Raw genomic sequence first — 19115 nt, 5'->3', positions numbered from 1 at the left:
ATTAAAGGATGCGTTCAAAAGGATCTAAGCTGATGCCTTTTTCTAAAACGATTTTTGCATATTCTTGTGCAGAAAAGAGTGAATGATCTTTATAATTTCCACATTCTTTGGCAGAAACAGCAGGAACAAAATCTGTTTCTACAATGAAATTCAAGACCTTCACTAACGCGTCACGGATTTCTTTTGGCGAATGCTGATTCCACATAATCATGTAAAAACCAGTCCGGCAGCCCATTGGTGAAATATCAATGATGCCTTCCAAATGATCTCTTAAGTTGACCGCTAATAAATGCTCCAATGTATGAACGGCAGCTGTGGGTAATTCATCTTCGTTAGGCTGTAAGAAACGTAAATCATATTTCTCAATTAAGACATCGCCATTTTTTTCAGTACCGGCTAGACGAACATATGGTGCTTTAACTGTATTGTGGTCTAATTCAAAACTTTCAACACGTGCCATGTAAATTCACTCCTTCAATTTAAGTAAACATCGTTATTAACTATAACAAACCCTTTTTAAAAGTCAATAGACTTGAATAAATGAGGTGAGTAAGTAAATTGATTTTATTAACTTATTGTTAAAAAGACTTTTGAAAAAGGGTGCTAAATGTTATTATATAACTAATAAAAGTTAAAAGGGAGTTAATTTATTATGAAAAGAAAACTACTATTTACAGTTTTTGTCTTATCAACAATTATTTTAATAGTTTACAAGATGACTTTTAATACTTTACCAGCATCTTCTGTATCTGCAGATGAAAAACAACTTAATTCAAAAAAAGTAAGTAGTGTACCTCTCTCAAAAAATGTTTCACAGGATAAAACGTTATCTTTAAAAGAAATGACCGCTGAAGAATTGTATAATTTTTTCGAACGTATGGACTTGGAAGGAATGATGAAACAACTGGAATTGTATGATGACTCCGATGTGGTGGTTGCCTTAAGCGATAGAACTTTACTTAAAGGAGAGGCTCTAGCTGAAGATGGACAAATCATTCGTTCAGAGACTAGCATAAATAGAATAACAATCAAAGAAATAAAGCAGTTGCTATTGTCTCATCAAAAAGAATTGGAAGCATTAGTTGAAAAGGAATTTTAAATAATTGTATTGAAAGATTTATTTTTATTTTAAATAATTAATATAACAAGGACTTGCCAATCCACGGTAAGTCCTTATTTGACTATTTATTAAATAAAGCTAAAAGATAAACACTATACATATTTTTTGTTTATGAAAATTTTATAATCGTTTTATTTGTAAGAAAGAAAAAAATCTGCGAAACTCTAAAGTAGATTGATCAATCAAAAAAATTCTGAGGAGGCATTGTAGTATGTTTTATCACAAAAAAGAATTACAGTTTGAAGCAAAACCTGAAAAGCCCAACCCGCTAATCGCTAAGTACTTGCAAGAACTGATTGGTGGTCAATACGGAGAAATGAGTGTCGCCATGCAGTATTTGTTCCAAGGCTGGAGTTGCCGCGGAGAAGAAAAATACAAGGATATGCTGATGGATGTGGCAACTGAAGAAATTGGCCACGTGGAAATGCTGGCAACGATGGTGGCACGTTTACTAGACGATGCACCAGTGGAAGACCAAGAAGCAGCGATGGCGAAAGACCCAACAATTGCCGCTGTGATTGCTGGGATGAATCCGCAGCAGGCGATTGTCGCAGGCTTAGGACCAAGACCGGCTGACAGTATGGGCAATCCATGGAGCGGTGGCTATATTGTAGCTAGCGGTAATTTATTAGCGGACTTTAGAGCTAATTTAAATGCAGAATCACAAGGACGTTTACAAGTAGCAAGAATTTATGAAATGATTGATGACCGAGGAGTGAAAGATTTACTTTCAGTATTATTAGCTCGCGACAGCTATCACCAAAATCTTTGGGCTTGTGCAGTTAAAGAGCTGGAAGAAGCAGAGGGGTCTATTTTGGTACCGAGCACCTTCCCACGTGATAAAGAAAAATTGGATATTGCTTATGATTTCTATAATTTATCCGAAGGTGAAGATAGTAAAGAAGGCTCTTGGGCAAAAGGCAAAGCGCTTGATGGAGAAGGCGAATACAATTATGTGTCAAAACCTGAACCAGAAGCTGAGGCACCAAAATTAAAACCAGCACCACAAGCAATGCATGGCACACCGCCAATGAAATAAAACAAAGTCACTTAATTTTGGAGAAGAGGGCGGAACAGAGCTGTTCACAGTTTTGACCACTCTCTTTTCCTCAAATCTTTACGAAAAAAGCTGAAGGGATTTAATTATATGAAAAAGAAAATAGGATTTTTGTTTGTGTTCTTCTCGCTGATTTTGGTACTTGCTGCTTGTGGTAGTGGTAGTAAGGACAATAAGAAAACAGGGGCAAAAGAAGAGGAGAATGGGCGTGTGACTCTAGATTTTTGGTCATTTTGGGGCTCTGGGGCACGCAAAGAGGTAATTGAAGACATTATTGACGATTTCAATCAGTCACAAGATGAAATTACAGTGAAGTATACGTATCAGCCATGGGGCGATATTTGGACAAAATCATTGTCAGCGATTACAGCCGGAAATCCACCGGATGTCATTGTACAGGATATTAACTCTGTCGCACAACGAGCAGAAGCCCAACAGGCAACTTCACTGGAAAAATATATTGATGACGATACGAGTAAGCAGTTTTATCCGCAATTATGGGAAACAACCTTATACAAAGACCAATCTTATGCACTACCGTTTAATACGGATACTCAGGTCATTTTTTACAATAAAAAATTATTGAAGGATGCGGGCATTACAGAAGAAAATTTGCCGCAGACCTGGGACGAATTAGAAACAGTAGCTCATAAGCTGGATCAAAAAAAAGGCACTGACTTTAGCCGAATTGGTTTTTATCCTTTATGGAATCTAGGAATTGATGTATGGGCGCTCAATGCTGACAACGGCGTAAGCTGGTTTGATAAAGACGACAAAGTAAAAATTGATACACCGAACAAAGTAGAGGCCTTAGAATGGATTGAAAAGTGGCAAAAATTCTACGGCAAAGACACGATCAATCGTTTAGAAGCGGATTTCGGTTCTGGCGTTTCTGATCCATTTTTATCAGGAACCGTTGCAATGAGAGCACAAAATATTAATTATTATTCAAATCTAATGGAAAATGCACCAGAGGATTTTGATTTTGGTGTGATGCCTTTACCTGAAAAGGAAAAAGGCTCAGGGCACTGGTCATGGGGCGGCGGTTTTGTTCTGGAAGTTCCTTACGGCGCAGAGCATCCGAAAGAATCCTATGAATTTATGAAATATTTAACCTCTGAAAAGGTTCAGGAAAAATTCGGCGAAAAAAGCTTTGATATCATGGCCAATAAAACGGCCAATGAAAATTTAGTAGATAATAAAAACTTGTCTGAAAAAGGACAAATGATTTATAAAATGGCGGATGACAACTTCCCGAATACCGTCATTACACCAGTGCCACTAACGGCACCGGATTATGATTCGTTAGTAAAAGAGCAGTTGGATCAAGCCATGATGGGCACCAAATCTCCAAAAGAAGCATTGGAAGATGCTCAAAAAGCAGTGACGGATTTAGTGAAACAAAACGAAGGAAAATAAAAACTAGAATGAGTTAGTGAAAGGGGACAAGTATGAAAGTTAAAAAAACAACCATGCGCAAAAAGAAAGAAATGCTATGGGGCTACTTTTTTATTGCCCCTTTTCTTTTGGGGTTTATCTTTTTTATGTTGGGGCCAATGCTTTTTTCTTTTGTTGGTAGTTTTACCGATTATAACTTAACGTCAAAAATGAACTTTATCGGTTTGGCGAATTTTAAGCGTATGTTTTTTCAAGATCAGTTGTTTTGGAAGTCATTGTATAATACCGCTTATTTTGTTTTATTTAATGTTCCGCTGACGACAGCGTTTAGTATTTTTTTAGCAGTCATTCTGAATCAAAAACTGCGGGGAATTTCATTCTTTCGGACGGTTTTCTTTTTACCTGCTGTGTTGTCGGGCGTCGCTGTTTATATTTTATGGATGCAATTATTATCGCCTTCAGCAGGACTGATTAATACGATTTTAAGCTGGTTTCATATTAAAGGACCAGCCTGGCTGTTTGATCCGGCTTGGACAAAACCAGCGCTGATTTTAATGAAGGTTTGGGGTTCAGGTGGGGCAATGCTGCTGTATTTAGCCACTTTACAAAATGTTTCGCCGGCACTTTATGAATCTGCAGAGATTGATGGTGCGGGCACCTGGCAACGTTTTAAAAATATAACTTTACCGTTAATTACGCCGATTATTTTTTATGATGTGATTACGTCAACGATTGGTTCTTTTCAAATTTTCCAAGAGGCCTATGTGATGACAAAAAATGGGACAGGCGGGCCGTCAAATTCCTTGCTGTTTTATAATCTACATATGTGGAATAAAGCCTTTGTTGCTTTTGACATGGGGTATGCCATGGCCATGTCGATGATTTTGTTTTTCATCGTTATGCTTTTAACCTTTATCAATTTGAAATTAGCCCCTAGATGGGTTTACTATGCAGGAGGCGAAAAGCAATGATTCAACCTATCTCTAAAATCAAGCAAACGCCTGCTACCAAACAATTTCGCAGTCAGAAAAAGATGGATCGAATGAAAAAAATCATCAGCTATGTGTTGTTGACAGTCGTTAGTGTACTTTTAATTACACCGCTGCTTTGGATGGTGTTCACTTCGGTAAAACCGATGGAAGAAATTGTTCGTTTTCCACCGACCTTCTTTCCTGAAACCTTTCATCTTGATAATTATTTGCAGGCGATTCAGGCGTTTCCTTTTTGGCAGTATGTGAAAAATACGCTGTTTATTACTGTTTTAGTAGTAATAGGAAATGTTCTTTCCAATTCCTTTATTGCTTATGGGTTTGCAAAATTATCTTTTCCAGGCAAACGCTTAATGTTTGCTTTAGTGTTGTCAACGATGATGGTACCGGGATTTGTAACGATGATTCCTCAATATGTACTGTTTTCTAAAATCGGCTGGGTAGGCACGTATCTCCCTTTAATTGTACCGGCGTTTTTCGGTAATGCCTTTAATATTTTTCTGATGCGCCAATTTTATTTGTCCATTAATGACGAGCTGATCGAAGCAGCAGAAATTGATGGTGCCAATCATTTATATATTTGGAGCCACCTAATGCTTCCGTTAACCAAGCCTGCGTTAATTACAATTGCGATTAATTCTTTTAATGGCGCTTGGAATGATTTTTTAGGACCGTTACTTTACATTCAAGATCAAGAAAAATATACGCTGCAAATTGGTTTGCAGGTTTTTCAAAATCAATCCACCACACAATGGAATTATTTAATGGCTGGTGCTACGTTAGTTCTTTTGCCGACGATTCTTCTCTTCTTTTTTGCACAGCGCTACTTTATTGAAGGAATGGATTTAACGGGTGGATCGAAAGGGTGAGAGCATGGCTAAAAAAGTGAATCATTGGCTTTATAAAGGAACCTTGTGGCTTCCCAGAATTATTTTGCTAAACGGTTTGTGGCTGCTTGGAGCGCTGCCTTTGGTAACGGTGGCGCGCGCTACCCGAGCGGTTGTACAGCTCGTGGACAGCTATTTATATGAGGAATTTAACACTCCTTCTGTCTGGCAGGATTTTTGGACGATATATCGCAAAGATCCTTTTGGCATAAAAAGATTAGACGGGCTTTTCTCAGCTTATTTTGTTTTAGCGTTAGCAAATTTGTGGTTTTTTGGTCATTCAAGCGGAACGTTGGCTGCCTTTGTGTGGGCATTTTGCCTTTTTCTGGTGATTATTGGTAGTACACTTTTTATGGTTCAGGCCGTTTTAGCTAACCGCTCTAAACAGCCAGTTCGTTTTTTTACGGCTTTTATTTATGCAGGACATCATAGTAAAAGACTGGTGCTTCATTGGCTGGTTACTGTAGCCTTTTGTTTTGGGCTTTTTATTATCGGGAAGCTGTTTTTAGTATTGGGCGGCGTGCCACTAATTATTTATCTTAATTTGAGCCTTTTAAAAAATAGACCAAAAACAGCAATAGTAACGGAAAAATCATAAAGGGAGTGGAGCAATGATTACCCATTACAAAATTACCGAAAGAGGCGTTATGCAGGGAGAAGAGCAGAATTACAATTGGCTCTTGGTTGAAAGTCCTTCGGAGCAAGAAATCGCTATTTTGAGAAAACAGTTTGATTTACCAAAAGATATTTTTGAAGCCATTCATTATCCGGAAGAGGTTTCCCGTTTCGAATATTTGCATTCTCGTGTATTAAATGATGCTCTCTCACTGATTGTATTAGATTTACAAAAGGAAGCAAAAGGCTACGTGGAAGAGCGGCTGCAACCAGTGTCATTTGTTCTTTCAGAAAACATATTGATTACGATCACCAGCGGGCAGTCTGATTTGGTGCAGCGAATTATTGCGTATGAAGAAAAAGAGATTAACAATACAGCGAAAATTGTTGCGTTTTGCTTGCTGTTTATCTATTCAGATTACGTCGCTGAATTAAGAGCATTGAAAACTGTGATTGATGAGTTGGATCAATCAGCGCGAAAAACGACGGAAAATGAAGAATTATTTCGCTTGGCTGATTTAGAACGCAATATAATTTATATTCAGCGAACGGTAGATGATCAGCATGAAACCATGCAAGAGCTTTGGCAAAATGAACTATTTATTCAACGAGTGGCTGATCCGGAGTTGATTTATGATATTCAAATTAAAAATCGTCAGGCGAGTAAGCTTTCGCATATCTATCGGGATTTAATTGAAACGGTAGGTGGCTTGTTTACGGATATGATGGATAATAATTTGAATCACTTAATGAAATATTTGGATTCCGCCGCGCTGGTCATTTCTATTCCTGCTTTGATTGCGGGGATTTGGGGCATGAATACGGGCGGTTTACCGGGTGAAGGCTCAGCTGTCGGTTTTTTGCTGGTGATTGGTCTTGCATTGGTGCTGGCCATTATCGCTGCTGTTTATTTGAATAAAAAAGACTTTACCAAGTGAAAACTGTGAATGGCTAGGACATAACTTATAGAGGTTATAGCCTAGTCTTTTTTTAAATTTTATTATTGGTCTATGCGTGCTAAAATAAGAAAGGCAAATCATGTCAAACGGATTTTGGAGGATTAATAATGGAAGAAAAGAAAATGAACGGTATGTTTGCCGTCCTTGCTGCCTTAGCAGCAAATATATTAGTTGCTATCAGTAAATTTGTCGGTTACGCCTTTAGTGGTAGTGCTGCTATGCTAAATGAAAGTATTCATAGTGTAGTAGATTGCGGCAACCAGATTTTGCTTTTATTTGGGGATAAACGAGCGAACCGCGGACAAAGTGAGCTTCATCAGTTTGGTGAAGGTCGGGCGAAGTATTTTTTCAGTACCATTGTGGCGACAATGTTGTTTTTTGGCGGTGGCGCATTAGGGGTTATGGAAGCAATTGAAAAAATCCTGCATCCTGCTCATGAGGTAGAAAATGTTGGACTGGTGATCGGTATTTTACTTTTTGGCTTAGTGGTTGAAGGCACTTCATTGCGTGTAGCGTTAAAGGAAATTCGCGAACTAAACGTTGAAAAGCTTTCGATCCCTCGTTTTCTTCGGGAAAGTCGCCATAGTGAAATCTTAATTATTTTTACTGAGGATTTTTGTGCAGTGATTGGCTTGCTGCTTGCGCTGGCGGGAACGCTGCTTACTATGGTGACGGGCAATGCATTATTCGATGCGGTCAGCGGCTTGTTGATCGGTTTATTATTGATGTTTGCGGCAATCTTTTTAGCAAGAGAATTTTACAGCTTAATTGTAGGTGAAAGTGTGACTGCTGCTGATTTAGCCAAAATTAAGCAGGCTTTTCAACGGGAAGAGGTTGCTCGCTTAATTGATTTAAAAACCATTCATTTAGGTCCTGAAGAGATTTTAATTGCCGGTAAAATTGACGTAGCAGCTACCTATGAACCGGTTGCTTATGATGTGATTAATGCGATTGAAAAGACCATTCGCCAAGTGCTACCGTATAAAAAAATGTACATTTATATTGAAGTGGATGAGTATGACAGCCAGTATAAAAAGAATCAAACCAATTAAATAAGCGTGTTCAACTAAAAGCAAAATGCAAACGAAGCGTCGGCATAAGTATGCTATAATGCTACTTGGCAGATAGAGTGCCAAGGAAAAGTAGACAGCAGAGGAGGAATTTCTTATTGGACACAACAATAGAAATCTTTGGACATAAATTAGCAAGTGGTTTAATGAATGCATCTGGCGTTCATTGTATGACTCTAGAGGAATTAGATCAGCTGGCGGATTCGCAGGCAGGCGCCTTTATCACTAAAACCGCAACACTTGCACCGCGCCAAGGCAATGAAGAACCGCGCTATTTTGATACACCATTAGGCAGTATTAATTCTATGGGCTTGCCGAATTTAGGGATTGATTATTATCTTGATTATCAGATCGATAGACAACGGCGTTTTCCGGAAGAATTGCATTTTTTATCTGTGGCTGGTATGAATTACGCTGAAAACCTCGCTATTTTAAAAAAGGTACAGGCAAGCGAATATACAGGAATGACAGAATTTAATTTATCTTGTCCTAATTTGCCTGGCAAACCGCAAATTGCCTATGATTTTGAACTAACAGAGCAGTTATTGACGGAAGTTTTCGGCTTTTTCACGAAACCATTGGGAGTCAAATTACCACCATATTTCGACTTGGCTCATTTTGACGATATGGCAACAATTTTGAATAAGTTTCCACTAGCTTATGTTAATTCAATTAACAGCATCGGCAATGGCTTGTATATTGATGTGGAGCAGGAAGAGGTTGTTATTCGTCCGAAAGGCGGATTCGGCGGGATTGGCGGCGAATATGTTAAGCCGACTGCACTGGCCAATGTACGTGCCTTTGCACAACGCTTGAAGCCTGAGATTAAAATTATCGGGACTGGCGGGATTCTTACCGGTAAAGATGTTTTTGAATATTTTCTATGTGGGGCTTCCTTAGTGCAAATCGGGACACAGCTTCATCAGGAAGGCCCAAAAGCCTTTGAACGAATCAATCAGGAGCTGCTGGCTATCATGAATGCTAAAGGCTACCAAACAATAGAAGAATTTAGAGGAAAACTAAAAGAAAAATAATAGTAAATATATCAAAACAGCTGTCTTTTCGAGACGGCTGTTTTTTTATTAAAAAAGGTAGTTTGAGTAAAACAAGGAATTACTATATAATAAGTTAACTTTAACAGACAAAGAAAAAGAAAGGCGCGAAATGAAAAGAAGAAGCAAATATGTGGCACTTATCAGTATTTTCTGTGTGGTAGGATTTTGGTACCTGCATAGAAATCCGCAGGCTGCCGTTCGTACGACGCTTTTTTCAGCTGGCTTTTTTAAAACTAGTTGGCAAGCGGACATAAAAAGAGCGCAGGGCTCCTGTTATCTGGTAACGCCGGCACCAATTGAGACAGAAACCAAGGCAGCATTAGTCAGCTATCAGGTAAAAAAAGTTGGCTGCTTTTATTTTGCGGAATATTATGGAGAAGCTTAGCCTAGATTGTGAGAGAATGAATGTCGAAACTTGTTTTTAGCATACGTCATTTTCGTTTCTAATAAAGGAAAAACCTAAAAAATCATTTTACTTCCTATGTAGTAATAATCAATACTATGGTAAAATAGAAAAAGCAACTTTCTTCAGGAAGATGAGAGGAGAACATAAGTATGAAAAAGTATAATGTTGCCGTGGTAGGCGCGACAGGTGCAGTGGGCACAAAAATGATTGAGATGCTGGAAGCAACGACACTCCCTTTAAATCAAGTGAAGCTTTTGGCCTCTAAACGTTCTGCGGGAAAAGAACTGACATTTAAACAACAAACACTTACAATTGAAGAGCTTGTGCCGGAATCTTTTGAAGATGTGGACATCGCTTTATTTAGTGCGGGCGGCAGTATTTCAGCCAAGTTTGCCCCGGAAGCTGTCAAACGCGGTGCAGTGGTTATTGACAATACAAGTCATTTTAGAATGGATCCGAATGTACCGCTGGTTGTTCCGGAAGTGAATCCTCATGCGTTGAAGCAGCATCAGGGAATTATTGCTAATCCTAATTGCTCTACCATTCAAATGATGGTGGCGCTTGAACCAATCCGCAAGGTCTATGGCTTAGAACGTGTTCTTGTGTCTACCTATCAAGCAGTCAGCGGCGCAGGCATCAAAGCAATCGAGGAATTAAAAACACAAGCGACTGCCTATATTAACGGAACACCGGCAGAAGAACTGCAGGCAGATATTTTACCTTGCGGCTCAGATGAAAAGCATTTTCCGATTGCGTTTAATGCTTTGCCTCAGATTGACGTATTTTCAAAAGATGATTATACGTATGAAGAATGGAAAATGGTTAATGAAACGAAAAAAATCATGGAAGATGATTCAATTAAGGTTTCAGCAACTTGTGTGCGAATTCCAGTTCTTTCCGGTCATTCAGAATCTGTCTATATTGAAGTCAAGGAAGCTGGAGCAGATGTTGCCAAGATCAAAGAGTTAATCGCAGCAGCATCGGGAGCGGTTTTACAGGATGATCCGAGCCAGCAGCTTTATCCGCAGGCTTTAAACAGTATTGGCAGAAAGGAAACCTTTGTGGGACGGATTCGTCAGGATCTGGATATTACAAATGGATATCATCTGTGGGTTGTTTCCGATAATTTGTTGAAAGGTGCAGCATGGAATTCTGTTCAAATCGCTGAAACCTTGCATGACATGGACTTAGTAAGAGTATAAAAAACTGGAGGTAGGTATGTATGGATTTAAAAAATGCAACGATCATTACGGCAATGGTGACACCTTTTGATGAAAGTGGCGCAATTGATTTTGCCAAGCTGCCTCAATTAGTGAAGCATTTGCTGGATAATCATACAGAAGGCATTATTTTAGCGGGAACGACGGGCGAGTCGCCTACGTTAACTCATGACGAGGAAATTGAATTATTTAACGAAGTGATTCGGTTAGTCGACGGACGAGTACCGATCATTTGCGGCGTTGGAACAAATGATACGCGTGATTCTGTGGAATTTGTAAAAGAGATTTCAGCTATTCGTGGCATTGACGCGGGGCTGGCAGTGGTTCCTTATTATAACAAACCCAATCAAGAAGGCTTATATCAGCATTTTAAAGCCATCGCAGAAGCGAGTGATCTGCCGATTATTTTATACAATGTTCCTGGCAGAACTGTAGCGAGCCTTGATGTAGCAACGGCTTTACGCTTAGCTGAATTGGAAAATATCATTGCAATTAAGGAATGTTCCGGTCTTGATGAGCTGACTGAGTTGATAGAAAAGGCGCCAAAAGACTTTTTAGTGTATACTGGAGATGATCCGTTAGCTTTTACAACGAAAGCTTTAGGCGGACAAGGGGTTATTTCAGTCGCCAGTCATCTTTTTGGTACACAAATGTATGAGATGTTCCAATCCTTGGAGCAAGGCGATGTGAAAAAAGCGGCGGCTATTCAGCGCCAATTACTGCCTAAAATGAACAGTCTGTTTTCAGTACCTTCACCGGCGCCTGTAAAAGCCGGTTTGAATCAGCTGGGCATTGCTGTCGGTGGTTTACGTTTACCTCTTGTACCTTGTACACCTGAAGAAAAAGCGAAAATTTTAAGCATATTAGATCTTTGATCTGATGATGAGAATATAGAGAGGTGAAGTAAGTGAGTACAATAAAAATCGTTCCATTAGGCGGCGTTCGTGAAAATGGTAAGAATATGTACATCGCAGAAGTGGAAGATGAAATTTTTGTACTGGATTGTGGATTAAAATATCCAGAAAATGAATTATTAGGTATTGATGTGGTCATTCCGGATTTTACGTATTTGGAAGAAAACATTGATCGAGTAGCAGGAATTTTCCTGACACATGGTCATGCGGATGCTATCGGAGCGTTACCCTATTTATTGGCCAAAGTTCATGTACCGGTTTTCGGTACAGCTTTAACGATTGAGCTGGCAAAATTAACTGTCGGCGATCATGCAGACTCTAAGGATTTCGATGATTTTCATGTGGTGGATGCGCACACAGAGATTGATTTTGCGAATGCAACGATCAGTTTTTTCCGTACGACGCATTCGATTCCGGATTCTATCGGGATTAGTTTGAAAACCAAGGAAGGCTCAATTGTTTATACCGGGGACTTTAAGTTTGACCAAAGTGCGATTCCGATGTATCAGACTGATTTTGGTCGTTTGGCTGAGATCGGTAACGAAGGCGTATTGGCTTTATTAAGCGACTCTTCAAATGCGGAAAATCCAGCGCAAGTGGTTTCTGAATTACAGATTGCCGACGAAGTTTTTGATACGATTCGTTATTGGGAAGGTCGCATCATTGTGGCTTGTGTTGCCAGCAATTTGCAAAGAGTTCAGCAAGTGCTGGATGCAGCACATCGTTCTGACCGCAAAATTGTTTTAACTGGTCAGGATTTCCAACGTATTATTAATACAGCCATCAAATTGGACAAATTAAAATTACCAAGTGAAGACTTGATTATTCCTGTCAAAGACATGAAAAAATATCAAGGGGATCAATTGGTGATTTTAGAAACCGGAACGATGGGTGAGCCGATTAAATCTTTACAAAAAATGGCAAATCGCACACATCGCGTAGTAAAAATTCAAGAAGGCGATTTGGTTTATATTACGACAACTCCAACCACGGCAATGGAAACTGCTGTTGCCAAAACAGAAGATATCGTGTACCGGGCAGGTGGTGTAGTCAAACAAATCTCTGACAACATGCGCGTTTCCGGTCATGCGAATCCTAATGATCTACAGCTGATGCTGAACCTGATGAAGCCAAAGTATTTTATTCCAGTGCAGGGCGAATATCGCCAGTTAGCGGCTCATGCTGATTTAGCCCATGAGTTAGGCATTGCTTATAAGAATATTTTCATTACAGGACGCGGCGATATTCTAGAGTATAGTAAGAAGAAAATGACGGTTGCTGGTAGCACAACGGCTGACAATATTATGATTGACGGGATCGGTGTGGGTGATATCGGCAATATAGTGTTACGTGACCGCAGAATCTTATCTGAAGATGGGATTTTTGTTGCCGTAGTGACAATTAATCGTCGTGAAAAACGAATTGTTTCGCCTGCAAAAATTACGTCAAGAGGCTTTGTCTATGTGAAAACAAGCAAGGATCTAATGAAGGAAAGCAGCAATATTGTTACGGAGATCGTGTTGAAGCATCTTGAAAGCAGTGATTTCGAATGGAGCAAGCTAAAGCAGGACATTCGTGAGCAGCTAAGCCGTTATTTATTTGAACAAACCAAACGTCGTCCGGTGATTCTCCCGGTTATTATGGAAGCAACACAGCGTAAAGGACGTAAAAATAATTAATAGTTGATAGAAATAGTGTGCCGGCAACTTTTTCGGCACGCTTTTTTATATAAAAAAACACTATTTTTTACAGAAGCAGCTTTTTTAGATACAATGAAATCAATAGAGTAAGGAGGTATCAAAAATGAATAAAGAGCACGAAACTCGTTGGATTCGGTTTCTTGGGGGCAGAAATTTGTTGTTCACGCTAGTGGCATTGACGCTGCTGGGCGTGGTTATTTTTATTTTCCACCAAGTTGGCTTTATCTTTGAACCGATCGGAGTTGTCTTTAAAACAATTATTGGACCAGTTATTTTAGCAATGATTTTATATTATTTATTTAATCCGCTGGTCAATTGGCTGGAAAAGCACAAAGTAAAAAGAATTTACGGCGTTTCAGCTATTTTTATTGTCTTGATTGCTTTGATTGCGGTAGGAATCGTATTAGTTGTACCAATTTTACAAAAACAGGTGGAGGGCTTGATTCAAAGCTTTCCGCAATATATGGATGATTTGAACAAAATGGTGAGCGATCTTTTCCATAATTCGGCTTTGGAAAAACCATTGGCCAATACATTAAGCAATATTCAAAAATGGTTTGATCATATTTCTGATGGCATCGGCAGCTATCTAAGTAAAGCAGTCGAAGGAGCATCCACTGTCTTTTCCACCTTGACAGGCTTTGCCTTGGTGATGGTGACAGCGCCGATTATTACTTTCTTTTTATTAAAGGATGACCAGAAGTTTTTTGCTTTCGTGTTAAGTATTATTCCGCCGCGGTTTAGACAAGATGCTAAGGAGATCGGAGCGACGATGAGTAGTCAGGTAGGAGCCTATTTAAAGGGACAAATTTTGGTATCCATTGCTATTGGTATTTTAACCTTTATTGGCTTTTGGCTGATTAAAGTACCATACTCTGGCACATTATCGATTATCGTTGGTGTGACTGCGGTTATTCCTTATATTGGTCCGGTGATTGCCTTTATTCCGGCGGCGATTGTTGCTTTGATGGTTTCGTTTGGCATGTTTATTAAAATGACGATTGTCTGGATGATTGTGCAGATGTTAAATGGTCATTTGATTGCACCGCAAGTAATGGGAAAACGCTTAGTTGTTCATCCGTTGACGATTGTCATTGTGTTGCTTGTAATGGGCGACCTATTAGGCATGTTTGGGCTGATTTTCGGTATCCCGATTTATGCCATTGCTAAAGTCTTAGTCACGTATCTTTTCCGGAAATTCAAGCAGCGCTATAACCATTTTTATGGTGACAGCGGGGAATATGAAGATACTAAATTTTCCAAAGAAGAATATTTGGACGAGTAAAATAACTGTTTATCTGTCACTACAGCATTTGTAGATGGCGGATAAGCAGTTTTTGCTTTTAAATGAAAAAAATGATTCGTATCTTTTGTAATACTTTTTTGTAGGCGTTACAATTTAATTAAGGTACAAGATTAAGTTAGAGGGAGGGAAGCAAATGAAACGATTTGCGAAGGTTATTTTAGCATTAGTGATTTTGGTGCTTTTTTTAGGAACATTGGGCTTACTGAGTCAATTAATTGAGATACCCGGGGTTTCTATGACCGTAGATCAGCTGTTATTTGATTATCCGTGGCTGTTTTACTTCTTTGAAGGCACCTTGCTCATTTTAGGTAGCTTGTTGGTTATTTTATTAGTGGTTGCTTTATCTGTTTCTGGACAAAGAAATCGTTTGATTTACAAAGACGGTAAAAATCGTATTGAAATCCCGAAAAGTACCATTAGAAAAATTGTGGAAGATACGTATGCCAAAACGATTCATCCAGATAAAACCAAATTAAAGATTAAAATAAAACCGCAAAGCGTCTATGTTGATTTAAAGGTCGGTGTCCGTAGTAAAGAACGTTTTCAGCCGATTGCCGAAGATGTGAAGGAGCAAATTCAGCTGGCACTTGCCGACGCTTTAGAAACGGTTGAGTCTCACGTTGCAGTTCATTTAAGCGAAGAAGAATCAATGCAAAGCAGTAACAGATCACGAGTAGTGTAGGAGGTGGCAGCAATGAATTCAGATAAAAAGCAATGGCTAAACAATCTTAAACCGTACCGCTTCCGGATTATTTGGACTTCTTTATTTTTCCTGCTGGCGTTACTATTTATATCGATCGGCTTTTGGAAAACAATCGTATTACTTATTTTTGCAGCAATAGGCTATATCATCGGCAAAATGCGCGATGAAGATTTAGATATTTATTCTTTATTGGATTCCGTTCGAGCAATTCTAGGCAATTAATTATTTTTGTAAAGGGGTAGATAGTTATGGCAGAAGAAGTACAAAACAATGGAGCAGGATTAAAAGCAAAATTGACCTTTGATGATGTTGTATTGAAAAAAATCGTAGGTATTGCCATCTCTGAAGTAGACGGCATTTTAGGCTTAAGCGGGAATGTCTTTACCGACTTTGCCGATCGTTTCAGAGATAACGAAGATATTACGAAAGGCATCAATGTCGAAGTCGGTACCAAACAAGCCGCTGTTGATGTTTCTGTAATTTGCAAATACGATGTGGATGTTACACGAGTGTTTGAGCAGTCCGTTCAAAAAGCCAAAGAAGCTATTGGGCATATGACTGGTTTAGAATTGGTAGAATTCAACATGACCGTTGATGATGTCATGACTCGTGAACAATATTTAGAAAAATATCGCGGCAAAGACAGTGACGACAAGCAATAATTATTCATTCGTATCCCTCCAGATCCGATAGAATAAACAAGTGAGGTGTCCTTTACTTAAAAAGTGAAGGGCATCTCACTTGTTTATAGTCAAATAAATGAGTAAAGCGCCGGTTGATTAAAAGCAATGTGCTATAATAAACATACTATTTAAATCATAAAAACGGCTTTTCAGCAGAGCGCTAAGCGTTGCTTAAAGAGAGAATTGAGGAGGGAAGAGGATGGAAGAAATCGTTATCCTTCATACGAATGACCTGCACTCGCATTTAGAGAACTGGCCAAAGATAAGGCGCTACTTAAAAAACCAAAAACAACAATACACACAAGAAAATAAAACCGTCATAACCGTTGATTTAGGTGATTTTGTGGATCGCTGGCATCCACTGACAGAAGCCACTGATGGGCAGGCGAATGTTGCATTGATGAATGAAATTGGGTATGACGCAGCCACAATCGGCAACAATGAAGGCGTAGGTAATTCCAAAGAGCAGCTGAATCATTTATATGATAAACGGAATTTCGATGTGCTTTTAGGAAATTTATTTGATCTTGAGACAGGTGATTCCCCCAATTGGGCACTGCCTTATAAAATTATTGAAACGAAAGAAACCACAGTTGGCTTGCTGGCTTTGACTGCTCCATTTCCGCTGACCTATCGACCAAACGGCTGGGATATTCGGTCGGTGGATCAATGCTTGCCGCAACTGATCCAAGAGGTACGTCCTAAATGTGACATTTTAGTTTTATTAAGTCATTTAGGGATCGATACAGACCTTAAAATTGCCAACGATTATCCTGAAATCAATGTGCTGCTGGGCTCTCATACTCATCATTTATTCCAACACGGAGAAAAGGTGAATCAAACCCAGCTGGCTGCTGCTGGAAAATTTGGCTATTACGTGGGTGAGGTTCATTTACAAGTGGCGAATGGTCAGCTGCGGCATAGTGAAGCAACAGTGACCGCAACCAGCAGCTTACCTGAATTAGAGCAGGATGCTGCAGAAATTCAAAGCTACCTTACATCAGGCCATCAATTGCTGCAGGCCAAAAAAATAGCGCGGCTGCCTTATGATTTAGCGGTTGATCTGAATGACGAGCATCCGTTGATGATCACTGCGTTAAAGGCCTTAGAGGAAAAGGGTCGAACAGAAGCTGCTATCTTGAACAATGGTTTATTTTTAACGAATATCCCTGAAGGACTTGTTGATCAGGATCAGCTGCATGAAGCCTTACCGCATCCGATGCATTTAATTCGAGTGACCTTGTCCGGAGCAGATTTACAACGCTTGTTACAGGAAATGGAAAAAAACCGGCACTTTTTACGAAAATTTTCAATTAATGGGATGGGCTTTCGCGGGAAGGTTTTCGGGGAATTGTATTATGACGGTCTTGCCTACGATCGAATCAAAAAATGCGGTACTTGGCTAGGTCAGCCGATTGATCCTGTGAAGAGCTATACGTTTACGACAGTGGATCATTTCATGTTCATTCCATTTTTTCCGACGATTGAATTGGCTGGTGCTGTAGAATTTATTTTTCCCGAATTTATCCGTACCGTAGTAAGTGACTATTTAAGCGCATACTACCCAATCCAATAAAAACAAGGTATAATAAAACAGTAGGCGGTGAAAAAATGACAGAAAAAACAAAAAAAACACAGAAATCAACCAAACCGGTTAAAAAAGAAGAAGCAGATTTAACAGCAGAAATTACCGCTGTTTTAGAAGAAATAAAGGATGAGCCTGTTAAAGAAAAGAAAAAGGGCGAAATTGTCACTGTTTTAGATGATAGCCATTTAACAATTGGCGATCGTCAATATCTTTTAGTAAAAAATCATCGGGAAGCATTTGATGCAGAACGATTAGGGGAACGTTTTAGTGATGTTCTTTCAAAATATGATTATATTGTGGGCGATTGGGGCTACGATCAGCTTCGGCTAAAAGGCTTTTTTAATGAAACAAACCGCAAAGCTGCTCCTGATCAAAGAATTGATACGCTGGAAGATTATTTATACGAATATTGTAACTTTGGCTGTGCTTATTTCGTTATTGAACGAATTGGCGGCAAGCGTGAAAAGCAGCAAACTCGCCGCAAAAAGAATCACAAAAAGACGGGAAATCGTCAGCAGGCGCATACTGATGAAAAACGAGCGCCGATAACCAATAAACCAAAACCAGTAATTAAAAACCGTAAAGACAACGAACCAAAAAAAACGGTAGACAAAAAGCCGAAGACTGAAAATAAAGGGCGTTCTTTCACGATTCGCCAACGTGAGGAGTAATAAACTGTGAAGCAATATCAAGGCTATTTAATCGATTTAGATGGAACTATTTATTTAGGAAAAGAAGTCATACCAGCAGGGAAACGCTTTGTAGAGAGGCTTCAAGCCCAAAATCTTCCCTTTTTATTCGTGACAAATAATACAACTAAAACACCTGCCGCTGTAGCTAAACGTCTGGCGGATGAATTTGATATCCATGTTTCTGATCAAGCCGTTTACACAGCAAGCTTAGCAACGATTGATTTCATGAAAGAAACCAATAAAGGAAATCGTGTCTTTGTCATCGGCGAATCAGGTCTAATTGATTTGATCCTCTCTGCCGGCTTTGTTTGGGATGAGCAGCAGCCTGATTATGTAGTCATCGGCTTAGATACTGATGTTACCTATGAAAAAATGGCGCTGGCAGCTTTGGCTATTCGCAAGGGTGCGCTGTTTATTGGGACGAATCCTGATAAAAGTATTCCGACCGAGCGCGGTTTGCTTCCCGGTGCCGGTTCTTTTATTTCCTTAATGGAAACTGCAACACAGGTTAAGCCGATCATGATCGGTAAACCTAATGCAGTTATCATGAAAGAAGCATTGAAGGTACTTGGAAAAAATAAAGAAGAAGTATTAATGGTCGGTGATAATTATGAAACGGATATTCAATCCGGCCTTCAAAACGGTATTGATACTTTACTTGTTTTATCAGGCTTTACAGCGAAAGAAGCGGTACCATCTTTACCGAAACAGCCGACGCATATCGTTGATTCTCTCGATGAATGGACGTTTTAA

Annotated in this window: 21 protein-coding genes; 20 read left to right on the top strand and 1 reads right to left on the bottom strand. The window is 39.3% G+C overall.

The genetic code is table 11. From position 1 onward, the window contains the following. Position 1 precedes the first annotated feature (1 nt). Complete coding sequence (locus ABH902_RS08180; RefSeq protein WP_404590220.1) at positions 2 to 460, bottom strand: S-ribosylhomocysteine lyase; 459 nt, start codon at positions 458 to 460, stop codon at positions 2 to 4. Positions 461 to 652: 192 nt separating this feature from the next. Between ABH902_RS08180 and ABH902_RS08175 the strand changes: the two genes are divergently transcribed. From ABH902_RS08175 to ABH902_RS08080, 20 genes are all read left to right on the top strand, one after another. Further along, a complete protein-coding gene (locus tag ABH902_RS08175; RefSeq protein WP_404590219.1) occupies positions 653 to 1099 on the top strand; it encodes a hypothetical protein in 447 nt (148 codons plus the stop codon). Positions 1100 to 1331: 232 nt separating this feature from the next. Then, positions 1332 to 2159, top strand: a complete 828-nt coding sequence (locus ABH902_RS08170; protein ID WP_404590218.1) for a manganese catalase family protein — start codon at positions 1332 to 1334, stop codon at positions 2157 to 2159. 108 nt (positions 2160 to 2267) lie between these two features. Then, positions 2268 to 3596 carry an ABC transporter substrate-binding protein gene (locus ABH902_RS08165; protein ID WP_404590217.1) on the top strand — a complete coding sequence of 443 codons (1329 nt, stop codon included), beginning with the start codon at positions 2268 to 2270 and terminating at the stop codon, positions 3594 to 3596. A gap of 71 nt (positions 3597 to 3667) precedes the next feature. Further along, positions 3668 to 4546, top strand: coding sequence for a carbohydrate ABC transporter permease (locus ABH902_RS08160; protein ID WP_404590271.1), 879 nt, complete (start codon positions 3668 to 3670; stop codon positions 4544 to 4546). 62 nt (positions 4547 to 4608) lie between these two features. Next, positions 4609 to 5433, top strand: coding sequence for a carbohydrate ABC transporter permease (locus tag ABH902_RS08155; protein ID WP_404590270.1), 825 nt, complete (start codon positions 4609 to 4611; stop codon positions 5431 to 5433). Between the two features lie 4 nt (positions 5434 to 5437). Continuing rightward, positions 5438 to 6049, top strand: a complete 612-nt coding sequence (locus ABH902_RS08150) for a hypothetical protein (protein ID WP_404590216.1) — start codon at positions 5438 to 5440, stop codon at positions 6047 to 6049. Between the two features lie 13 nt (positions 6050 to 6062). Then, positions 6063 to 7004: a magnesium transporter CorA family protein gene (locus ABH902_RS08145; protein ID WP_404590215.1), complete on the top strand. Its 942-nt coding sequence runs from the start codon at positions 6063 to 6065 to the stop codon at positions 7002 to 7004. Positions 7005 to 7132: 128 nt separating this feature from the next. Beyond that, positions 7133 to 8077, top strand: a complete 945-nt coding sequence (locus ABH902_RS08140) for a cation diffusion facilitator family transporter (protein ID WP_404590214.1) — start codon at positions 7133 to 7135, stop codon at positions 8075 to 8077. 116 nt (positions 8078 to 8193) lie between these two features. Further along, positions 8194 to 9129: a dihydroorotate oxidase gene (locus ABH902_RS08135; protein WP_404590213.1), complete on the top strand. Its 936-nt coding sequence runs from the start codon at positions 8194 to 8196 to the stop codon at positions 9127 to 9129. Between the two features lie 130 nt (positions 9130 to 9259). Next, positions 9260 to 9535 (top strand): hypothetical protein, encoded by a 276-nt coding sequence (locus tag ABH902_RS08130; RefSeq protein WP_404590212.1) that lies wholly within the window; start codon positions 9260 to 9262, stop codon positions 9533 to 9535. 170 nt (positions 9536 to 9705) lie between these two features. Then, entirely contained in the window at positions 9706 to 10758 is a 1053-nt protein-coding gene (locus tag ABH902_RS08125) for an aspartate-semialdehyde dehydrogenase (protein ID WP_404590211.1), read from the top strand. 20 nt (positions 10759 to 10778) lie between these two features. Continuing rightward, positions 10779 to 11651 (top strand): 4-hydroxy-tetrahydrodipicolinate synthase, encoded by an 873-nt coding sequence (gene dapA, locus ABH902_RS08120; protein ID WP_404590210.1) that lies wholly within the window; start codon positions 10779 to 10781, stop codon positions 11649 to 11651. A gap of 32 nt (positions 11652 to 11683) precedes the next feature. Beyond that, a complete protein-coding gene (locus ABH902_RS08115) occupies positions 11684 to 13369 on the top strand; it encodes a ribonuclease J (RefSeq protein ID WP_404590209.1) in 1686 nt (561 codons plus the stop codon). Positions 13370 to 13493: 124 nt separating this feature from the next. Next, positions 13494 to 14675 (top strand): AI-2E family transporter, encoded by a 1182-nt coding sequence (locus ABH902_RS08110; RefSeq protein ID WP_404590208.1) that lies wholly within the window; start codon positions 13494 to 13496, stop codon positions 14673 to 14675. 154 nt (positions 14676 to 14829) lie between these two features. Further along, the gene (gene amaP, locus ABH902_RS08105) at positions 14830 to 15378 is read left to right on the top strand and encodes an alkaline shock response membrane anchor protein AmaP (protein ID WP_404590207.1); all 549 of its coding nucleotides are present in this window, start codon (positions 14830 to 14832) and stop codon (positions 15376 to 15378) included. Between the two features lie 12 nt (positions 15379 to 15390). Next, the gene (locus ABH902_RS08100; RefSeq protein WP_404590206.1) at positions 15391 to 15621 is read left to right on the top strand and encodes a DUF2273 domain-containing protein; all 231 of its coding nucleotides are present in this window, start codon (positions 15391 to 15393) and stop codon (positions 15619 to 15621) included. A gap of 26 nt (positions 15622 to 15647) precedes the next feature. After that, a complete protein-coding gene (locus tag ABH902_RS08095) occupies positions 15648 to 16061 on the top strand; it encodes an Asp23/Gls24 family envelope stress response protein (protein ID WP_404590205.1) in 414 nt (137 codons plus the stop codon). Positions 16062 to 16281: 220 nt separating this feature from the next. Further along, positions 16282 to 17658 carry a bifunctional metallophosphatase/5'-nucleotidase gene (locus ABH902_RS08090; protein ID WP_404590204.1) on the top strand — a complete coding sequence of 459 codons (1377 nt, stop codon included), beginning with the start codon at positions 16282 to 16284 and terminating at the stop codon, positions 17656 to 17658. 35 nt (positions 17659 to 17693) lie between these two features. Beyond that, complete coding sequence (locus ABH902_RS08085; RefSeq protein ID WP_404590203.1) at positions 17694 to 18341, top strand: YutD family protein; 648 nt, start codon at positions 17694 to 17696, stop codon at positions 18339 to 18341. 6 nt (positions 18342 to 18347) lie between these two features. Further along, positions 18348 to 19115, top strand: a complete 768-nt coding sequence (locus ABH902_RS08080; protein WP_404590202.1) for a TIGR01457 family HAD-type hydrolase — start codon at positions 18348 to 18350, stop codon at positions 19113 to 19115.

The organism is Enterococcus sp. UD-01, assembly GCF_044909655.1.
Taxonomy (GTDB): Bacteria; Bacillota; Bacilli; order Lactobacillales; family Enterococcaceae; genus Enterococcus_L.
This window is presented reverse-complemented; position numbering and strand designations above follow the sequence as displayed.